General features: G+C 65.8%; 23 protein-coding genes. 19 read left to right on the top strand and 4 right to left on the bottom strand.

Annotated elements, in window-relative coordinates:
• The first annotated feature begins 93 nt into the window (after window positions 1-93).
• The 19 genes from rplN to ACFQRC_RS12725 all read left to right on the top strand — a co-directional run bounded on the left by rplN (window position 94) and on the right by ACFQRC_RS12725 (window position 13,191).
• Window positions 94-462, top strand: a complete 369-nt coding sequence (gene rplN / locus ACFQRC_RS12815) for a 50S ribosomal protein L14 (protein ID WP_379961830.1) — start codon at window positions 94-96, stop codon at window positions 460-462.
• Window positions 462-782 carry a 50S ribosomal protein L24 gene (gene rplX, locus ACFQRC_RS12810; protein ID WP_379961828.1) on the top strand — a complete coding sequence of 107 codons (321 nt, stop codon included), beginning with the start codon at window positions 462-464 and terminating at the stop codon, window positions 780-782. Before rplN ends, rplX begins: the two co-directional genes overlap by 1 nt.
• Complete coding sequence (rplE, locus tag ACFQRC_RS12805) at window positions 775-1,365, top strand: 50S ribosomal protein L5 (RefSeq protein WP_379961826.1); 591 nt, start codon at window positions 775-777, stop codon at window positions 1,363-1,365. Before rplX ends, rplE begins: the two co-directional genes overlap by 8 nt.
• A gap of 93 nt (window positions 1,366-1,458) precedes the next feature.
• Window positions 1,459-1,764 (top strand): 30S ribosomal protein S14, encoded by a 306-nt coding sequence (gene rpsN / locus ACFQRC_RS12800; RefSeq protein ID WP_379961824.1) that lies wholly within the window; start codon window positions 1,459-1,461, stop codon window positions 1,762-1,764.
• A 10-nt stretch (window positions 1,765-1,774) separates the two neighbouring features.
• Window positions 1,775-2,170, top strand: a complete 396-nt coding sequence (rpsH, locus tag ACFQRC_RS12795) for a 30S ribosomal protein S8 (protein ID WP_379961822.1) — start codon at window positions 1,775-1,777, stop codon at window positions 2,168-2,170.
• A gap of 2 nt (window positions 2,171-2,172) precedes the next feature.
• Window positions 2,173-2,706 (top strand): 50S ribosomal protein L6, encoded by a 534-nt coding sequence (rplF, locus tag ACFQRC_RS12790; protein WP_379961820.1) that lies wholly within the window; start codon window positions 2,173-2,175, stop codon window positions 2,704-2,706.
• A gap of 3 nt (window positions 2,707-2,709) precedes the next feature.
• A complete protein-coding gene (rplR, locus tag ACFQRC_RS12785; protein WP_379961818.1) occupies window positions 2,710-3,063 on the top strand; it encodes a 50S ribosomal protein L18 in 354 nt (117 codons plus the stop codon).
• 228 nt (window positions 3,064-3,291) lie between these two features.
• Window positions 3,292-3,822 carry a 30S ribosomal protein S5 gene (rpsE, locus tag ACFQRC_RS12780; protein WP_379962429.1) on the top strand — a complete coding sequence of 177 codons (531 nt, stop codon included), beginning with the start codon at window positions 3,292-3,294 and terminating at the stop codon, window positions 3,820-3,822.
• A 6-nt stretch (window positions 3,823-3,828) separates the two neighbouring features.
• Window positions 3,829-4,005 (top strand): 50S ribosomal protein L30, encoded by a 177-nt coding sequence (rpmD, locus tag ACFQRC_RS12775; protein ID WP_379961816.1) that lies wholly within the window; start codon window positions 3,829-3,831, stop codon window positions 4,003-4,005.
• A 57-nt stretch (window positions 4,006-4,062) separates the two neighbouring features.
• Window positions 4,063-4,617, top strand: a complete 555-nt coding sequence (gene rplO, locus ACFQRC_RS12770; RefSeq protein ID WP_379961814.1) for a 50S ribosomal protein L15 — start codon at window positions 4,063-4,065, stop codon at window positions 4,615-4,617.
• Window positions 4,618-4,719: 102 nt separating this feature from the next.
• Window positions 4,720-6,090 (top strand): preprotein translocase subunit SecY, encoded by a 1,371-nt coding sequence (gene secY, locus ACFQRC_RS12765; protein WP_379961812.1) that lies wholly within the window; start codon window positions 4,720-4,722, stop codon window positions 6,088-6,090.
• A complete protein-coding gene (locus ACFQRC_RS12760) occupies window positions 6,090-6,740 on the top strand; it encodes an adenylate kinase (RefSeq protein ID WP_379962428.1) in 651 nt (216 codons plus the stop codon). Before secY ends, ACFQRC_RS12760 begins: the two co-directional genes overlap by 1 nt.
• Before the next feature lie 63 nt (window positions 6,741-6,803).
• Window positions 6,804-7,319: a hypothetical protein gene (locus ACFQRC_RS12755; RefSeq protein ID WP_379961810.1), complete on the top strand. Its 516-nt coding sequence runs from the start codon at window positions 6,804-6,806 to the stop codon at window positions 7,317-7,319.
• A gap of 113 nt (window positions 7,320-7,432) precedes the next feature.
• Complete coding sequence (gdhA, locus tag ACFQRC_RS12750) at window positions 7,433-8,791, top strand: NADP-specific glutamate dehydrogenase (protein ID WP_379961808.1); 1,359 nt, start codon at window positions 7,433-7,435, stop codon at window positions 8,789-8,791.
• Between the two features lie 215 nt (window positions 8,792-9,006).
• Window positions 9,007-9,375, top strand: a complete 369-nt coding sequence (rpsM, locus tag ACFQRC_RS12745) for a 30S ribosomal protein S13 (protein ID WP_379961806.1) — start codon at window positions 9,007-9,009, stop codon at window positions 9,373-9,375.
• A gap of 98 nt (window positions 9,376-9,473) precedes the next feature.
• Window positions 9,474-9,863: a 30S ribosomal protein S11 gene (rpsK, locus tag ACFQRC_RS12740; RefSeq protein WP_379961804.1), complete on the top strand. Its 390-nt coding sequence runs from the start codon at window positions 9,474-9,476 to the stop codon at window positions 9,861-9,863.
• Window positions 9,864-9,954: 91 nt separating this feature from the next.
• Window positions 9,955-11,016, top strand: coding sequence for a DNA-directed RNA polymerase subunit alpha (locus ACFQRC_RS12735; RefSeq protein WP_379961802.1), 1,062 nt, complete (start codon window positions 9,955-9,957; stop codon window positions 11,014-11,016).
• Window positions 11,017-11,180: 164 nt separating this feature from the next.
• On the top strand, window positions 11,181-12,266 hold the full coding sequence (recF, locus tag ACFQRC_RS12730) for a DNA replication/repair protein RecF (RefSeq protein WP_379961800.1): 1,086 nt from the start codon (window positions 11,181-11,183) through the stop codon (window positions 12,264-12,266).
• A gap of 133 nt (window positions 12,267-12,399) precedes the next feature.
• Window positions 12,400-13,191: an enoyl-CoA hydratase/isomerase family protein gene (locus ACFQRC_RS12725; RefSeq protein ID WP_379961798.1), complete on the top strand. Its 792-nt coding sequence runs from the start codon at window positions 12,400-12,402 to the stop codon at window positions 13,189-13,191.
• 153 nt (window positions 13,192-13,344) lie between these two features.
• Here the strand turns inward: ACFQRC_RS12725 and ACFQRC_RS12720 are convergent, their stop codons facing one another.
• The 4 genes from ACFQRC_RS12720 to ACFQRC_RS12705 are packed head-to-tail and all read right to left on the bottom strand — an operon-like array spanning window position 13,345 to window position 16,446.
• A complete protein-coding gene (locus tag ACFQRC_RS12720) occupies window positions 13,345-14,571 on the bottom strand; it encodes an NAD(P)/FAD-dependent oxidoreductase (protein WP_379961796.1) in 1,227 nt (408 codons plus the stop codon).
• 8 nt (window positions 14,572-14,579) lie between these two features.
• Entirely contained in the window at window positions 14,580-14,897 is a 318-nt protein-coding gene (locus ACFQRC_RS12715) for a 2Fe-2S iron-sulfur cluster-binding protein (protein ID WP_379961794.1), read from the bottom strand.
• Window positions 14,898-14,912: 15 nt separating this feature from the next.
• Entirely contained in the window at window positions 14,913-16,139 is a 1,227-nt protein-coding gene (gene bktB / locus ACFQRC_RS12710) for a beta-ketothiolase BktB (protein WP_379961792.1), read from the bottom strand.
• Window positions 16,132-16,446, bottom strand: coding sequence for a Rieske (2Fe-2S) protein (locus tag ACFQRC_RS12705; protein ID WP_379961790.1), 315 nt, complete (start codon window positions 16,444-16,446; stop codon window positions 16,132-16,134). Before ACFQRC_RS12705 ends, bktB begins: the two co-directional genes overlap by 8 nt.
• Window positions 16,447-16,672 lie beyond the last annotated feature (226 nt).

Raw genomic sequence — 16,672 nt, 5'->3', positions numbered from 1 at the left:
TGAAGAGAAAGAGAGATTCCAGCTTTCGCTGGAATGACGGTTTAGCTGATCGCCGGACTGGTTCCGGTTGAAGTGTAGAAAAGGAATGGATCGATGATCCAGATGCAGTCAAACCTTGAGGTGGCCGATAATTCGGGCGCCAAGCGCGTCCAGTGCATCAAGGTGCTCGGCGGTTCGAAGCGGCGTTTTGCCGGGGTCGGTGACATCATCGTCGTCTCCGTCAAGGAAGCGGCGCCGCGCGGCCGTGTCAAGAAGGGCGACGTCCACAAGGCGGTCATCGTCCGCACGGCGAAGGATATCCACCGCGCCGACGGCTCGACGATCCGCTTCGATTCGAACGCGGCCGTCCTCGTCAACGCCAATGCCGAGCCGATCGGCACCCGCATCTTCGGGCCGGTGGTCCGCGAGCTGCGCGCGAGGAAGCATATGAAGATCATCAGCCTTGCGCCGGAGGTGCTGTGATGGCCGCCGCTAAGATCAAGAAGGGCGACAAGGTCGTCGTCCTGTCCGGCAGGGACAAGGGCAAGCATGGCGAAGTCACCAAGGCTCTCCCCAAGGAGGGCAAGGTAGTCGTGTCGGGCGTGAACATCATCACCCGCCACCGCAAGCCGACCCAGACGAACCCGCAGGGCGGGCTCGAAAAGGCGGAAGCGCCGCTGCACGTATCGAAGGTCGCGCTCGAAGACCCGAAGACCGGCAAGCCGACCCGGGTCCGCTTCGAAATGCGCGATGGCAACAAGGTCCGCGTCGCGGCGCGGTCCGGGGAGACGATCAATGGCTGAAGCCAAGAAGGACGGCTACACGCCGCGCCTCAAGAAGGATTTCGACGAGCGCATCGCCAAGGCGATGACCGAGAAGTTCGGGTACAAGAACCATATGGAGGTTCCCAGGCTCGAAAAGATCGTCATCAACATGGGCGTGGGCGAAGCGACGCAGGACAAGAAGAAGGTCGACACGGCGGCTCAGGAGATGGAGCTCATCGCCGGCCAGAAGCCCGTCGTCACCAAGGCCAAGAAGTCGATCGCCCAGTTCAAGCTGCGCGAAGGCATGCCGATCGGCGTCAAGGTCACGCTTCGCCGCGAGCGTATGTACGAGTTCCTGGACCGCCTGGTCACGATCGCGCTCCCGCGCGTCCGCGACTTTCGCGGCCTCAACCCCAAGTCGTTCGACGGCCGGGGCAATTATGCGATGGGCTTGAAGGAGCAGATCGTGTTCCCCGAGATCAACTATGACCGCATCGACAAAGTCCGCGGCATGGATGTCATCGTGACCACCACGGCGAAGACGGACGACGAGGCGCGCGAGCTGCTGCGCCTCTTCAACTTCCCCTTCCCGAAGGTGGAAGAGGAAAAGCAGGCGGCATAATTTTTCCGTTCCCCGGCGAAAGCCGGGGTCCAGACTGGGTCCCGGCTTTCGCCGGGAAACACGCAAATGAGATGGAAGGCGAGAACTTAAGTCATGGCGAAACTGAGTTCGATCAACAAGAATGAGCGTCGCAGGAAGCTGGTCAAGAAATATGCCGGCCAATATGCGAAGCTGAAGGCAATCGCGGACGACGAGTCCAAGGACGACACCGAGCGTCTGATCGCGCGTCTGAAGATGGCGGAGATTCCGCGCAACGCGAACCCGACCCGGGTCCGCAACCGCTGCGGAGTCACCGGCCGTTCGCGCGCCGTTTATCGCAAATTCGGCCTGTCGCGGATCATGATCCGCGAACTGGGCAACAAGGGCCTGATTCCGGGCCTCACGAAGTCGAGCTGGTAAGGTATAGAATATGCCATTGACCGATCCCCTGGGTGATATGCTCACCCGCATCCGCAACGGCCAGCAGGCGCGCAAGGACAGCGTGGTCTCCCCCGCGTCCAAGCTGCGCGCCCGCGTCCTCGACGTGCTCCAGCGCGAAGGCTATATCCGTGGCTACAGCGAAGAAGCGCTCGGCCAGCACAAGGGCCTGCGCATCGAGCTGAAATATTTCGAAGGCCAGCCCGCCATCCGGCACGTGTCCCGCATCTCGAAGCCGGGCCGCCGTGTCTATTCGGGAAGCCAGGAACTGCCCCGGGTCCGCAACGGCCTCGGCATCACCATCGTCTCGACGCCACGCGGCGTTCTGTCCGACGCGGAAGCGCGCGACCAGAATGTCGGCGGCGAGGTGCTGGCGGAGGTATTCTGATCATGAGCCGTATTGGAAAAGTCCCCGTCGCGCTGCCGAGCAACGTCACGGCGTCCGCCGAAGGCCAGATCCTCTCGGTCAAGGGGCCGAAGGGCACGCTGACCATGCCGATGCTGGACGATATCAGCTACGGCATCGAGGACGGCCGCATCGTCGTCAGGCCGGCTAACGAGACCAAGCGCGCGCGCTCCTTCTGGGGCATGCACCGCACCCTGGTGCAGAACCTCGTTACCGGCGTCACCGACGGCTTCACGAAGGTGCTCGAGATTACCGGCGTCGGCTATCGCGCCGCCGCGCAGGGCCGCAATCTGCGCCTGCAACTCGGCTACAGCCACGACGTGAACATCGCCGTGCCGGAGGGCCTGGAGGTCAAGACTCCCGACCAGACCACGGTCGAGATTTCAGGCATCGACCGGCAGAAGGTCGGTCAGCTCGCCGCCGAGATCCGCCGCTGGCGCAAGCCCGAGCCCTACAAGGGCAAGGGCATCAAGTATCGCGGCGAGTATATCTTCCGCAAAGAAGGCAAGAAGAAGTAAGCCATGGCAAAAATGTCTCTCTTCGACCGGCGCCGTCAGCGCGTCCGCACTTCGCTCCGCAAGCGCGGCGGCGATCGCCCGCGCCTGTCGGTCCATCGCTCGGGCCGCCACATCTATGCGCAGGTCATCAACGACGGCGAGGGCCGCACCGTGGCCGCCGCCTCGACCATCGACAAGGACGTCAAGGGCAAGGGCGGCGCGACGACGGCCTCCGCTCAGGACGTGGGCCGGCGGATTGCCGAGCGCGCCAAGGAAGCGGGCGTCACCCGCGTAATTTTCGACCGTGGCGGTTTTCTGTTCCACGGCCGCGTAAAGGCTCTCGCCGATGCCGCGCGCGAAGGCGGATTGGAGTTTTAAATGGCTGACGAAAACAACCAGGCCCCCGAGGGCAACGCGCCGGCCGCCGAGACCGGCGCCGAAGGCGCTTCGGCGCAGGACGCGCGTCCCGAGGGTCGCCGCGATCGCGGTCCCCGCGGTGGACGCGGCGGCGGCAGCGGTGGTCGCGACAATCGCGGCGGCGGCAATCGCGGCCGGCGCGACGACCGCGGCCGTGGCGGCAATCGCGACGATGCCGGCGGCGAGGATCTGGTCGAAAAGCTCGTCCATATCAACCGCGTCTCCAAGACGGTGAAGGGCGGCAAGCGCTTCGGTTTCGCCGCGCTCGTCGTCGTCGGCGACGGCAAGGGCCGGGCCGGCTTCGGCAAGGGCAAGGCGCGCGAAGTGCCGGAAGCGATCACCAAGGCGACCGCGGCGGCCAAGAAGGCGATGGTCCGCGTGCCGCTGCGCGAGGGCCGCACCCTTCACCATGACGGCATGGGCCATTTCGGCGCCGGCAAGGTCTATGTCCGCACCGCTCCGGCGGGTACTGGCATCATCGCCGGCGGCCCGATGCGCGCCGTGTTCGAGAGCCTGGGCGTCGCCGACGTGGTGACCAAGTCGGTCGGCACGTCCAACCCCTACAACATGATCCGGGCGACCTTCGAGGCGCTCGGCGAGCAGACCAGCCCGAAATCGGTGGCGCAACGTCGCGGCAAGAAGATCGCCGACCTGATGTCGCGCCGCGCCGGTCTCGGCGGGGCCGAGGCCGCGGCCGAAGCCGAAGCGGTTACGGAGTAAGCCCACATGGCCAACATCAAGATCACCCAGACCGGATCTCCGATCCGCCGTACCCCCGATCAGCGCAAGACGCTGATCGGCCTGGGGCTCAACAAGATGCATCGCACGGTCGAGCGTGAGGATACGCCCGAAGTGCGCGGCATGATCCGCAAGGTACGGCATATGGTGGCGGTCGAGGGCTAAACCCTCGATCCCGACCACTTTTATCAGCGCGACAAAAGCGAAAGCGAGTGCAACGACATGAAACTCAATGAAATCCGCGACAACAAAGGTGCCCGCAAGTCCCGCGTCCGCGTGGGCCGGGGCATCGGCTCGGGCCTCGGCAAGACCGCCGGCCGCGGCCAGAAGGGCCAGACGAGCCGCTCGGGCGTCTCGATCTTCGGCTTCGAGGGCGGCCAGATGCCGCTCCACATGCGGATCCCGAAGCGCGGCTTCAACAATCCGTTCGCCAAGGATTATGCCGAGGTCAATCTCGGCGCCATCCAGAAGCTGGTCGACGCCGGCACGCTCGACGCCAAAGGCGTGATCGACCATGCGGCGCTGAAGGCCGCTGGTGTCGCGCGCGGCGGCAAGGACGGCGTCCGCATCCTTGGCAAGGGCGATTACAGCGCCAAGCTGTCGTTCAAGGTCGCCGGCGTGTCGAAGGGCGCGAAGGAAGCCATCGAGAAGGCCGGCGGTTCGGTCGAGACGATCGAGATCATTGCGGCCGCCGACAAGGCGAAGGCGAAGCACCGCGTCGTCCAGAAGGCGCGCGCCGCCGACAAGGAAGCGAAGAAGGCGGCGGCGAAGGGCTGAGCGCTTGATGGCTGACAAGCCGCGGCCAAACACTATATGAGGCGGCGGGGAGGCTGATGAAGCTTCCGCCGCCTTATCCTTTTTCCCGGGGTCGAACGTCTTATGGCATCGCAAGCCGAACAATTTGCCGCCAACATCAGCATGGCGAATTTCGCCAAGGCGACCGATCTCAAGAAGCGCCTGTGGTTCACGCTCGGCGCGCTGATCATCTTCCGGCTGCTGAGCTTCGTGCCGCTGCCGGGCATCGACCCGACGGCGCTCAGCGCACTATTCGAGCAGACCCAGGGCGGCGTGCTCGATTTCTTCAACACCTTCTCCGGCGGCAGCCTGGAGCGGATGAGCCTCATCGCGCTCGGCGTCATGCCCTACATTACGGCGTCGATCGTGGTGCAGCTCGCGACGTCGATGTCGCCGACCCTCGCCGCGCTCAAGAAAGAGGGCGAGAGCGGCCGCAAGAAGATCAACCAATATACGCGCTACGGCACCGTCTTCCTCTGCGCCATCCAGGGCTATTTCATCGCCGTCGGCCTTGAAGGCTGGGGCTCGGGGCAGGGCGGCTCGGCCGTGGTCGACCCCGGCATGATGTTCCGCATCACCACCGTGGTCAGCCTGGTCGGCGGCACCATGTTCCTGATGTGGCTCGGCGAGCAGATCACCAGCCGCGGCATCGGCAACGGCGTCTCGCTCATCATCATGGCCGGCATCGTCGCCCAGATGCCGGTGCTCATCGCCCAGATGTTCGAGAGCGGCCGCACCGGCGCCCAGTCTCCGCTGGCGATCATGGGCGTGCTTGCCCTCGTCGGCGTGCTGATCCTCTTCATCTGCTTCGTCGAGCGCGCCCAGCGCCGTGTCCTCATCCAATATCCCAAGCGCCAGACCGCGCGCGGGGGGATGCAGGCCGAGCGGTCGCATCTGCCGCTCAAGATCAACACCGCCAACGTCATCCCGCCGATCTTCGCCTCGTCGCTGCTGCTGATGCCGCTGACGATCGCCCAGTTCGCCGGCAGCCAGGCGCAGGCCGGCGACAGCTTCTGGAACAACACGCTGATCACCGTCACCAACGCGCTCCAGCAGGGCCAGCCACTCTACATGTTCCTCTACGGCGCCGGCATCGTCTTCTTCACCTTTTTCTACACGGCGGTGGTGTTCAATCCGGAGGAGACGGCCGACAATCTCAAGCGCCACGGCGGCTTCATTCCCGGCATCCGCCCGGGCAAGCGCACCGAGGAATATCTGGATTACGTGCTGACACGGATCACCGTCGTCGGAGCGGCCTATCTGACGCTGATCTGCCTCCTCCCCGAATTCATCTTCGCGCGGGCGGGCATCTCGCTCCTCCTGGGCGGCACCAGCCTGCTCATCGTCGTCAACGTGACGATGGACACGGTGACCCAGATCCAGAGCCATCTGATCGCCCATCAATATGGCGATCTCATCAAGAAGGCGAAGCTCAAGGGGGGACGCGCCAGGTGATCATCCTGATCCTCCTTGGTCCTCCGGGAGCAGGGAAGGGGACACAGGCGAACCGGCTCATGGTCGAGCGGGGCCTTGTCCAGCTCTCGACCGGCGACATGCTGCGCGAAGCCGTCGCGCTCGGCAGCCCGCTGGGCCAGAGGGCCAAGGCGATCATGGCGGCCGGCGACCTCGTCCCGGACGCGCTGGTCAACGAGCTGATCGACCTCCGTCTCGACGTCTCGCCCGACCATCCCGGCTTCATCTTCGACGGCTATCCCCGCACGCGCGGCCAGGTCGACGCGCTCGACCTTTTGCTGTCGGCCAGGGGGTTCAAGCTCGATTTCGTCATCGAGCTGGTCGTGGACGAGGACGCGCTGGTCGATCGCATCACCGGCCGGTTCACCTGTTCGAGCTGCGGCGAGGGCTATCACGACCGCTACAAGCAGCCGGCCGTGGAAGGCGTCTGCGACGTCTGCGGATCGGTCAACTTCAAGCGCCGGCCCGACGACAATGAGGAGACGGTCCGCAACCGCATGACCGAATATCGCGCCAAGACCGCGCCGATCCTTCCTTATTACGAGACAAGGGGGATCGTGCGCCGCGTCGACGGCATGGCGCCGATCGCCGAGGTCAACGCCGCGATCGAGGCGATCCTCGACGCGCGCTAGAATTTCCGTTTCGCTTTCGCGCGGAACGTGACAAGCTCCTCTCTCGCGGCCGGGGAGGAGTGGGTGAAGCGCATCGGCTTTCTGATCCTGCTGGCGAGCGCCTCGGCGGCGCAAGGCGAGGTCAAGTCCGCAACTCCCGCCGGCTTCGAGGTGGAGCGCAAGGTCCGGGTGTCCGTGACTCCGGCCGAGACCTACGCCGCGCTCGGCCGCATCGGCGACTGGTGGAACGACAGCCACACCTATTCCGGCGACGCGGCCAATATGATCCTGGAACTCAAGGTCGACGGCTGCTTCTGCGAGACGGTCCCGAAAGGCGACGGCAGGATCGAGCATGGCCGCGTGATCTACGCGCAGCCGGGCGAGACGCTCCGCCTCCAAGGCGGGCTCGGGCCGCTCCAGGCCGAGGCGGCGATCGGAATCCTCACCTGGTCCCTAAAGCCCGTTGAGGGCGGAACCGAGATCACCCAGACCTATGTCGCCGGAGGTTATGTGCGGGGCGGCGCGGAACGGCTCGCCCCTGTCGTCGACCAGGTTCTCGGGCAGCAGCTGGACGGGCTGCGCGACCATCTGGCGCGATGAACGGTGCGCGCCCCGAAACAGCGCAAAACATGTTATGCACGGGCCGTCGCGAGCGAACGGCGAGTCGTAAGAGGTGCGTGGACAACGATAATCAGCGGGCGGGGGGCAGTTTCATGGCGTTATCCGATCATGTCGATCTGAATGGCTTCATCGAGGGAGTGAAGCGTCGCAACCCGGGCCAGCCGGAATTCGTCCAGGCCGTGACCGAGGTCGCCGAGGACATTTTCGACTTCATCCAGGACAAGGAGCAATATCACAAATATCAGATATTGCGCCGCATCGCCGAACCCGACCGGGTGATCTCGTTCCGCGTCGTCTGGGAGGACGACAACAACAATATCCGGGTCCAGCGCGGCTACCGCGTCCAGAACAATAATGCGATCGGTCCTTATAAGGGCGGCATCCGTTTCCACCCGACGGTGACCGAGAGCGTCCTCAAATTCCTCGCCTTCGAGCAGACGTTCAAGAACGCACTGACCGGCCTGCCGATGGGCGGCGGCAAGGGCGGCGCCAATTTCAACCCCAAGGGCAAGAGCGACCACGAGGTGATGCGCTTCTGCCAGAGCTTCATGACCGAGCTCTACCGCCATGTCGGTCAGAATATCGACGTGCCCGCCGGCGATATCGGCGTCGGCGGCCGCGAGATCGGCTATATGTTCGGCCAGTATAAGCGCATCACCAACAGCTTCGAAGGCGTGCTCACGGGCAAGGGGCTGGAATATGGCGGCTCCCTGATCCGCACCGAGGCGACCGGCTATGGCGCGGTCTATTTCCTCGAGAACATGCTGACCCGGGTCGGCAATTCGGTCGAGGGCAAGCGCGCAATCATCTCGGGGTCGGGCAATGTCGCCACCCATGCGGCGGAGAAGATCGTCCAGCTCGGCGGAAAGGTGCTGACCCTGTCGGATTCCGAAGGCTTCATCCATGACCCCGAAGGCATCGACCAGGAAAGGATCGATTGGGTGAAGGCGCACAAGACCAAGCGCCGCGGCCGCATCGCCGAATATGCCGACGAGTTTAAGAGCGCGACCTTCCATGCGGGCGAGCGGCCCTGGGGCGTCGAATGCGATATCGCGATTCCCTGCGCGACGCAGAACGAGCTGAACGGCCGTGAGGCGGAGACATTGGTCGCGAACGGCTGCATCGCCGTCTCCGAAGGCGCCAACATGCCGACCGATCTGGAGGGCGCGCACGTCTTCAAGAAAGCGCAGATCCTGTTCGCGCCCGGCAAGGCGGCCAATGCCGGTGGCGTCGCCGTATCGGGCTTGGAGATGAGCCAGAACTCGGCTCGGATCAGCTGGAAGGAGGCCGAGCTCCAGCAACTGTTGAAGGACATCATGTCGGGCATTCACGAACGCTGCGCCGAACATGGCGGCCGCGCCGGCTCCGACCATATCGACTATGTCCGCGGCGCCAACATCGCCGGCTTCAAGAAGGTCGCCGACGCGATGCTCGCCTACGGAGTCGTCTGAAGCGACGCGCCTGGCCGAAACGGGAGAAATGGGGCGGATCGTGCCTTGATCGCGGTTGACATCGGCCCCGCCCAATCCTATCTGCGCCTCATCCCGTTCAACCGGTCACCCGGCGGCGCATTTCGTGCGCGCGTCGGCCATGCTCGTTTGCGGGTTTCAAAGCGCTGAGATGGGGCGGCTCGCCGGCCGCTCCGTGGAGCAGGAGACAGTTTTTTATGGCACGTATCGCGGGGGTCAACATCCCGACCAACAAGCGCGTGGAGATCGCGCTTACCTATATCCACGGCATTGGCGACACCAAGGCCAAGCAGATCACGAGCAAGCTCGGCATCGAACCGCAGCGCCGCGTCCAGGACCTGACCGATCAGGAAGTCCTCCAGATCCGCGAGGCGATCGACGCCGACCACACCGTCGAGGGCGACCTTCGCCGCCAGGTGGCGATGAACATCAAGCGCCTGATGGACCTCGCTTGCTATCGCGGTCTCCGTCACCGCAAGGGCCTGCCGGTCCGCGGCCAGCGCACGCACACCAATGCGCGCACCCGCAAGGGCAAGGCCAAGCCGATCGCCGGCAAGAAGAAGTAGTTTTCCCGCAGGGGCGGGGAAGCATGTCTTCTCCCGCCGCGGGATAATCGGTCGAGCCGCCGCGGCGGCCTTCAAGATCAGGTAGGGATATAGGAAAAATGGCACGCGAACCCCAGCGCATCAAGCGCCGCGAGCGGAAGAACATCACGTCGGGCGTCGCCCACGTCAATGCCAGCTTCAACAACACGATGATCACCATCACCGACGCCCAGGGCAACGCCATCGCCTGGTCGAGCGCCGGCATGATGGGCTTCAAGGGCAGCCGCAAGTCGACGCCTTATGCAGCCCAGGTCGCCGCGGAAGATGCCGGCAAGAAGGCCGCGGAACATGGCGTCCGCACCCTCGAGGTCGAGGTCAAGGGCCCCGGATCGGGCCGCGAATCAGCGCTCCGCGCGCTGCAGGCGGTCGGCTTCCAGATCACGTCCATCCGCGACGTGACGCCGATCCCGCACAACGGCGTCCGGCCGTCCAAGCGCCGCCGCGTCTAATATTTTCGTCGGCGCGTGGAACGCGCGCCGATGCCGAACAATTGATCGGGGAGCGCGCCCAAGCGCTTCCCCCACAGCCCAAGGGAAGATCATGGCCGTCAACGCAAAGAACTGGCAGGAAATGAAGAAGCCCAACGCCCTCGAGAAGAAGGCCGGGGGCGACAGCCGCCGCAAGGCGACCTTCGTCGCCGAGCCGCTGGAGCGCGGCTTCGGCCTGACGCTCGGCAACTCGCTGCGTCGCGTCCTCCTCTCCTCGCTCCAGGGCGCCGCCGTCACCTCGATGCGGATCGAGGGCGTGCTGCACGAATTCTCGTCGCTCGCCGGCGTCCGCGAGGACGTGACCGACATCGTCTTGAACGTGAAGCAGATCGCGCTGCGCATGGAAGGCGACGCGCCCAAGCGCCTCCAGCTCTCGGCCACCGGCCCGGGCGAAGTCACCGCCGGCCAGATCGCCACCAGTGGTGACATCGAAGTGATGAACGGCGACCTCGTCTTGTGCCATCTCGACGAAGGCGCGACCTTGAACATGGAACTGACCGCGGAAGTCGGCAAGGGCTATGTCCCCGCCGCCGCCAACCGCCCGGCCGACGCCCCGATCGGCCTGGTGCCGGTCGACGCGCTCTATTCGCCGGTGCGCCAGGTCAGCTACAAGGTCGAGAATACCCGCGTCGGCCAGGAGCTCGACTATGACAAGCTGACCTTGACCGTCGAGACCGACGGCACGATCAGCCCCGACGACGCGATCGCCTATGCCGCGCGCATCCTCCAGGACCAGCTCCAGCTGTTCGTCCATTTCGACGAGGGCATGGCGATGGCGGCGGCCCCGGCCGGCGGCGTCTCGGTCTCGGCCGCAGACGCCGAGAGCGACGCCAACCAGCTGAACCGCTATCTTTTGAAGAAGGTCGACGAGCTGGAATTGAGCGTGCGCTCGGCGAATTGCCTGAAGAACGACAACATCATCTATATCGGCGACCTCGTCCAGAAGACCGAAGCCGAGATGCTGCGCACCCCTAATTTCGGCCGCAAGTCGCTGAACGAGATCAAGGAAGTGCTGTCGTCGATGGGCCTCAGGCTCGGCATGGACATCCCCGGCTGGCCGCCGGAGAATATCGAAGAGATGGCCAAGAAGCTCGAGCAGGAGCTGATGGGCTGAAGCCCGTTCGTCTGAAAGTGCTACTTTCAGCCGGGTATGAGACAGGAAGGGCCGCCGGGAGGCGGCCCTTTTTCTATGCCGCCTCCAGCCGACGAAACGGGTAAGGCGCGCGCCGCCATTGTCCGGCGGTCGATCGGCGCGAACAGATAGGCCGACGCGCCCAAATGCCCTATCGCCGGTCCATGCACGTCGCGCGCCTCGCCCTCACCGACTTTCGTTCCTACGCGGATGCGCTGATCGAGTCCGGCCCGGGCTTCGTCATCCTCACCGGCGAGAATGGAGCTGGGAAGACCAACGTGCTGGAGGCGCTGTCCTTGCTCTCGCCCGGCCGGGGCCTGCGGGGCGCGAGCCTTGCCGAAATGGCGCGGAGCGACGGCCCCGGCGGATTCGCGGTGGCGGCGCGGCTGGGACTCTCCGCCCAAGGGGAGGTCGATATCGGCACCGGCACGACGTCCGCCGCTCCCGAGCGCCGCCAGGTCCGCATCAATGGCGCGCCGACCGCGGCCAATATGCTGTCCGACTGGCTCTCCATCCTCTGGCTCACGCCCGCGATGGATCGCCTGTTCACCGAGAGCGCAAGCGGCCGCCGGCGCTTCCTCGACCGGCTCGTGCTCGCCCTTGCCCCCGGCCATGCCGTCCATGCCGCGCGCTACGAAGCGGCGATGCGCGCCCGCAACAAATTGCTCGCCGAAGAGCGCCCCGATCGCGACTGGCTGGGCGCGCTCGAAGCGCGGATGGCGGAGCATGGCATCGCCCTGGCGGAAGCGCGCGTCGCGACCGTGGCGGCGCTCGGCGGGCGCCTCGCCGCCGCGCCTGAAGGCCCCTTCGCCCGCGCCGGCCTCGCGCTCGAAGGCTGGAGCGGAGATGACCTCGTCCGTGAACTCGCCTCCGGCCGGTCCCGCGACGCCGCCGCCGGCCGGACCCTCGCCGGCCCCCACCGCAGCGATCTCGCCGTCACCCACCTCGGCAAGAACCAGCCCGCCGCTTTCTGCTCGACGGGGGAGCAGAAAGCTTTGCTCCTCGGCCTCGTTCTCGCCCACGCCGATCTCGTCGCGGAACGGACGGGACGCCGGCCTATCCTCCTCCTCGACGAGGTGACCGCCCATCTCGATCCTTCCCGCCGCGCGGCCCTGTTCGGCCGCCTCGCCGGCGCCGGCGGCCAGGTCTGGATGACCGGGACCGAGCGCTCGCTGTTCGAGAACATTCCCGGCCCCGCGACCTGGCTCGACGTTCGGGAGGGAAGAATCTAGGGCGCGGTCGCCGAACCGCCACGGGGAAAGCAGCGAAGCCGCATTCAGCCGGGCGTCCGCGATACTATCATTTGCCTACGCGCCGCTCGGCGTGGCAACGGGATATCGTCGCGTGTCATTGACAGGAGAAGGAATGAGCGAGCACGAGCCGGTGCGCATCGAACGTCGGGGGAGGTCGGCCTGGATCATTCTTTCCCGGCCCGACCGAGGCAATACCATCGACCTCGCGACAGCGCGCGCGTTGATGAGCGCGGCGGCGGCTTGCGATGCCGATGAGGGCATAAGCTGCGTCGTCCTGACCGGCGAAGGCAAATTGTTCTGCGGCGGTGGGGACGTGCAGAGCTTCGCGACCGCCGCAGACGATGCGCCCCGGCTTATCAGGGCCATCACTTCCCATCTGCACGTCGCGATCGCCACCTTCGCGCGGATGGACAAGCCGCTGGTGACGGTGGTCAACGGCCCGGCGGCGGGTGCGGGCCTCAGCCTCGCGATACTCGGCGATATCGCCCTTGCATCGCGCTCCGCCCACTTCACCGTCGCTTATTCCGGCATCGGCCTGACGCCCGACGGCGGGGCGAGCTGGCTGCTGCCGCGCCTCGTCGGGCTGCGCAGGGCGCAGGAGCTGGTCCTCACGAACCGACGCCTCAGCGCCGACGAGGCGGCGGAAGCGGGGCTGGTAACGCGCGCCGTGGAGCACGACCAGTTGATCGGGGAGGCGGAGAAGGTGGTGGAGGGACTGTCGCGCGGCGCCACGGGAGCGATCGGGCGGGCGAGGCAGCTCCTCCTCTCCAGCTTCGGCAACGGCATCGAGACCCAGATGGAGCTCGAATCCCGCGCCATCACCGCATCGATGGCGACCCCGGACGGGCGCGAGGGGGTCGATTCCTTCTTGAACAAGCGCAGGCCCGATTTCGCCAAAGGCTGATGCAGGCGCGCCCGATTAGAGCATGATGAGTTTGGATTGCACCATCTCGTCATGCTGAACTTGTTTCAGCATCCATATCCGAGCCACATGACAGGTGAGTAGGTGGACCCTGAAACGAGTTCAGGGTGACGATTCAATGTAGCCGCAGCCCGATTAGGTGGCCAGGCTCTTGAGCGGAATTGCAGGATCCGAGAGCCTGTCCTTGCCCGCATTCACGCCGCCCGCCACCAGCGCCCTGCCTTGCACATAATCCTTGACCGCGTTGATGCAGTCGAGTGCGATGACCCGGCCCTGCTTCAGATAGATGACTGAAAAGCTCCGCGCGCCGACATCGCCGCGCACGACCAGATCGTCATAGCCGATCGACAGTCCGACCGTCTGGAGCTTCAGATCATATTGGTTCGACCAGAACCATGGCAGTGCCGCATAAGGCGCCGGTTCGCCTGTGATCGCCTTCGCCACGATCGTGGCCTGATCGTTGGCGTTCTGGACCGATTCCAGCCGGATGCGGGCGCCGCCGGCGAAGCGGTTCTCGTGGGCCGCACAGTCGCCGATCGCGAAGATGCCGGGCAGGCTGGTGCGGCAATGATCGTCGACATGGACGCCGTTTCCGGCATCGGCCCCGGCCGTGACCAGCGGTTCGACGGAGGGGATAATACCGATGCCGACGATCACCATGTCGGAGGGCAGCACCTCGCCGCCGGCGAGCCGGACGCCGGTCGCGGAGCCGTCGGCGCCCTCGATGCAATCGACCGCGACGCCGGTGCGGAGATCGAGGCCATGGGCGCGATGCTCGGCCTCGTAGAATTGCGACACCGGCTCCCCCGCCACCCGCGCCAGCACGCGGTCCAGCGCCTCGAGCAGCACGATCCGCTTGCCGAGCTTGGCGAGCACCGCCGCCGCTTCCAGGCCGATATAGCCTCCGCCGATCACGACGACGCGCTGCACGTCCGGCAGCGACGCCATCATCGCGTCCACGTCGGCGCGCGAGCGAACCGAATGGACCTTCGCCAGATCGAAGCCGGCGCAGGTGAGCCGGCGCGGCGTTCCGCCCGTCGCCCAGACGAGTTGGCCGTAGCCGACCGATTGGCCGTCCGCGAGCCTCACCCGGCGCGCCGCCGGGTCGACCGCTTCCACGCGGTGGCCGAGCAGCATCGTCACGTCGCGTTCCGCCCAGAAGGCCGGCGGCCGGATCATGATCCGCTCGAACGGCTTCTCGCCGGCCAGATAATCCTTGGAGAGCGGGGGACGCTCGTACGGATAATCCGGCTCGTCGCCGATCAAAGCGATGGTGCCGCCGAACTTCTGCTGCCGGAGCGCGATCGCGGCCTGGGCGCCGCCATGGCCGGCACCGACTATGACGACGTCGAACCGCTTCATCAGCGCTCTCAATCCTCCGGTGCGATGCGGACGCGCAGTCCGTCGAGCGCGTCCGACACGCGCAGCTGGCAGGAGAGGCGCGATCGCTCGATCCGGTGGTCGGAGCTGTCGAGCAGATCGTCCTCATCCTCAGACATGGTGGGCAGCCGTTCGACGAAGTCCGCATCGACATGGACGTGGCAGGTCGCGCAGGAGCAGCAGCCGCCGCACAGGGCAAGCAGCTCGTCGAAGCCGTTGTCGCGAATGACCTCCATGACAGACAGGCCGTCCTCCGCTTGAACGTCTCTTTCCTCGCCTTCGCGGGTGATGATGGTGATCGTCGCCATTCCGTTCGAATCTTTCTAGTTCGCCTGGTTGCCGTCGGAGGCGGCGCTCTCGCGCTCGATGACCATGGCGATGCCCTGGCCTCCGCCGATGCACATGGTGATGAGCCCGTAGCGGCCGCCGATCCGCTCCAGCTCGTAAAGCGCCTTCACCGTGATGATCGCCCCGGTGGCGCCGACGGGATGGCCGAGCGCGATTCCGCTGCCGTTCGGGTTCACCTTTTCGGGAGGAAATTCGAGCGAGGACGCGACCGCGCAGGCCTGGGCGGCGAAGGCCTCGTTGCTCTCGATCACATCCATGTCGGCGATCCGGAGCCCGGCGCGTTCGAGCGCGACCGGCACCGCCTTTATAGGACCCAGGCCCATGACGTCAGGCGCGACCCCGGCATGGCCCCAGGCAACGATTCGCGCGCGCGGCTTCAATCCCCGCTCCACCGCCGCCGCGCGTGAAGCCAGCAACAGCGCCGCGGCGCCGTCGTTGATCCCCGATGCGTTCCCGGCGGTGACGCTGCCGTCCTTGCGGAAGGCCGGGCGGAGCGCCGCCATGTCCTCGGCGCGGGCGTCGGATCGGACATGCTCGTCGCGATCGAAGACGATGGTGCCCTTGCCCTTCCTCACCTCGACCGGGAGGATCTGCTCCCTGAAATATCCCGCTTCGGTGGCGTGGGCGGCGCGGCGGTGGCTTTCAACGGCGAGCGCGTCCTGCGCCTCGCGCGTGACCTGGTGCCGCTCCGCGACATTCTCGGCGGTGATTCCCATATGCCCGCCGCCGAACGGATCGCTCAGCACCTCGACCATCGCGTCGAGCATGGCGACATTGCCCATCTTCTGGCCCCAGCGCGCCGAGGGAAGGACGTGCGGCGAGCGGCTCATGCTTTCGGCGCCGCCCGCGGCCGCGATCGAGCATTCGCCCAGCAGGATCATCTGGGCCGCCGATATGATCGCCTGCAACCCCGAGCCGCAGAGGCGGTTGAGGGTGAGCGCGGGCGTCTCGACCGGAATACCGGCCCCGACGGCGCTCACCCGGGCAAGATAGGCGTCCTTGGGCTCGCTCTGGATGACCTGTCCCATGACGACATGCTGGATGTCGTCGGGCGCCAGGCCGGAGCGGGCGATGGCTTCGGCCAGCACGAGACGCCCCAGCTCGGCAGGGGCGATGTCCTTGAGGGCGCCGCCGAACCCGCCGATCGCGGTCCGCACGCCCGAGAGAATGACGACATCGCGGTTCGCGTCGCGCTCAGGCATCGGGAATCTCGGCATAGACATCGTCGCCCGCGACATCGGTTGGATAGACGGTGATCGGCTTCTTGGTGAGATTGCCGCTCGGAGTGCCGTCGCGCAGATTGAAGCGGACGCCATGCAACGGACAGAAGATATAGCGTCCTTTCACCTTGCCGCCCTCCAGTAGCGAATAAGCGTGGCTGCACATATTCTCGATCGCGAACAGGCCAGCGGAGGACCGGCAGAGCAGGACCGAGCGGCCGCAGACGTCGAACGCCTTGTTGCCGCCCTCGGGCACGTCCTCGACCGAGGCGATGCGATGCCGCGCCATGGTCAGCCGGCCTCGCCGGGAGCGTAAACGGTCGGGCATCTCACAACAATCATCGACTCTCCATTCCCCGGACTGCCGGGCGAAGCCGGCGCCATCACTCCCCTAAACCTAAACCAGGCTAGAATAAAAACAATCGTGAATGTCTTTAATATGGACTACGGCCCGGCTTCGGTTAGTCTACATCCTGTCGAACGCAAAGGCGGCTGGCGCGGCAGGTCCGCGCGCG

Source organism: Enterovirga sp. GCM10030262 (assembly GCF_042666435.1).
In the GTDB taxonomy this organism is placed as follows: domain Bacteria; phylum Pseudomonadota; class Alphaproteobacteria; order Sphingomonadales; family Sphingomonadaceae; genus Allosphingosinicella.
The sequence above is the reverse complement of the archived record's forward strand: the minus strand, read 5'-3'. Positions and strand labels throughout refer to the sequence as shown.

Bases quoted from the DNA above. Each gene is read 5' to 3' on its own strand.
- rplN (WP_379961830.1), top strand. From the start codon at position 94: ATGATCCAGATGCAGTCAAACCTTGAGGTGGCCGATAATTCGGGCGCC.
- rplX (WP_379961828.1), top strand. From the start codon at position 462: ATGGCCGCCGCTAAGATCAAGAAGGGCGACAAGGTCGTCGTCCTGTCC.
- rplE (WP_379961826.1), top strand. From the start codon at position 775: ATGGCTGAAGCCAAGAAGGACGGCTACACGCCGCGCCTCAAGAAGGAT.
- rpsN (WP_379961824.1), top strand. From the start codon at position 1,459: ATGGCGAAACTGAGTTCGATCAACAAGAATGAGCGTCGCAGGAAGCTG.
- rpsH (WP_379961822.1), top strand. From the start codon at position 1,775: ATGCCATTGACCGATCCCCTGGGTGATATGCTCACCCGCATCCGCAAC.
- rplF (WP_379961820.1), top strand. From the start codon at position 2,173: ATGAGCCGTATTGGAAAAGTCCCCGTCGCGCTGCCGAGCAACGTCACG.
- rplR (WP_379961818.1), top strand. From the start codon at position 2,710: ATGGCAAAAATGTCTCTCTTCGACCGGCGCCGTCAGCGCGTCCGCACT.
- rpmD (WP_379961816.1), top strand. From the start codon at position 3,829: ATGGCCAACATCAAGATCACCCAGACCGGATCTCCGATCCGCCGTACC.
- rplO (WP_379961814.1), top strand. From the start codon at position 4,063: ATGAAACTCAATGAAATCCGCGACAACAAAGGTGCCCGCAAGTCCCGC.
- secY (WP_379961812.1), top strand. From the start codon at position 4,720: ATGGCATCGCAAGCCGAACAATTTGCCGCCAACATCAGCATGGCGAAT.
- gdhA (WP_379961808.1), top strand. From the start codon at position 7,433: ATGGCGTTATCCGATCATGTCGATCTGAATGGCTTCATCGAGGGAGTG.
- rpsM (WP_379961806.1), top strand. From the start codon at position 9,007: ATGGCACGTATCGCGGGGGTCAACATCCCGACCAACAAGCGCGTGGAG.
- rpsK (WP_379961804.1), top strand. From the start codon at position 9,474: ATGGCACGCGAACCCCAGCGCATCAAGCGCCGCGAGCGGAAGAACATC.
- ACFQRC_RS12735 (WP_379961802.1), top strand. From the start codon at position 9,955: ATGGCCGTCAACGCAAAGAACTGGCAGGAAATGAAGAAGCCCAACGCC.
- recF (WP_379961800.1), top strand. From the start codon at position 11,181: ATGCCCTATCGCCGGTCCATGCACGTCGCGCGCCTCGCCCTCACCGAC.
- ACFQRC_RS12725 (WP_379961798.1), top strand. From the start codon at position 12,400: ATGAGCGAGCACGAGCCGGTGCGCATCGAACGTCGGGGGAGGTCGGCC.
- ACFQRC_RS12720 (WP_379961796.1), bottom strand. From the start codon at position 14,571: ATGAAGCGGTTCGACGTCGTCATAGTCGGTGCCGGCCATGGCGGCGCC.
- ACFQRC_RS12715 (WP_379961794.1), bottom strand. From the start codon at position 14,897: ATGGCGACGATCACCATCATCACCCGCGAAGGCGAGGAAAGAGACGTT.
- bktB (WP_379961792.1), bottom strand. From the start codon at position 16,139: ATGCCTGAGCGCGACGCGAACCGCGATGTCGTCATTCTCTCGGGCGTG.
- ACFQRC_RS12705 (WP_379961790.1), bottom strand. From the start codon at position 16,446: ATGGCGCGGCATCGCATCGCCTCGGTCGAGGACGTGCCCGAGGGCGGC.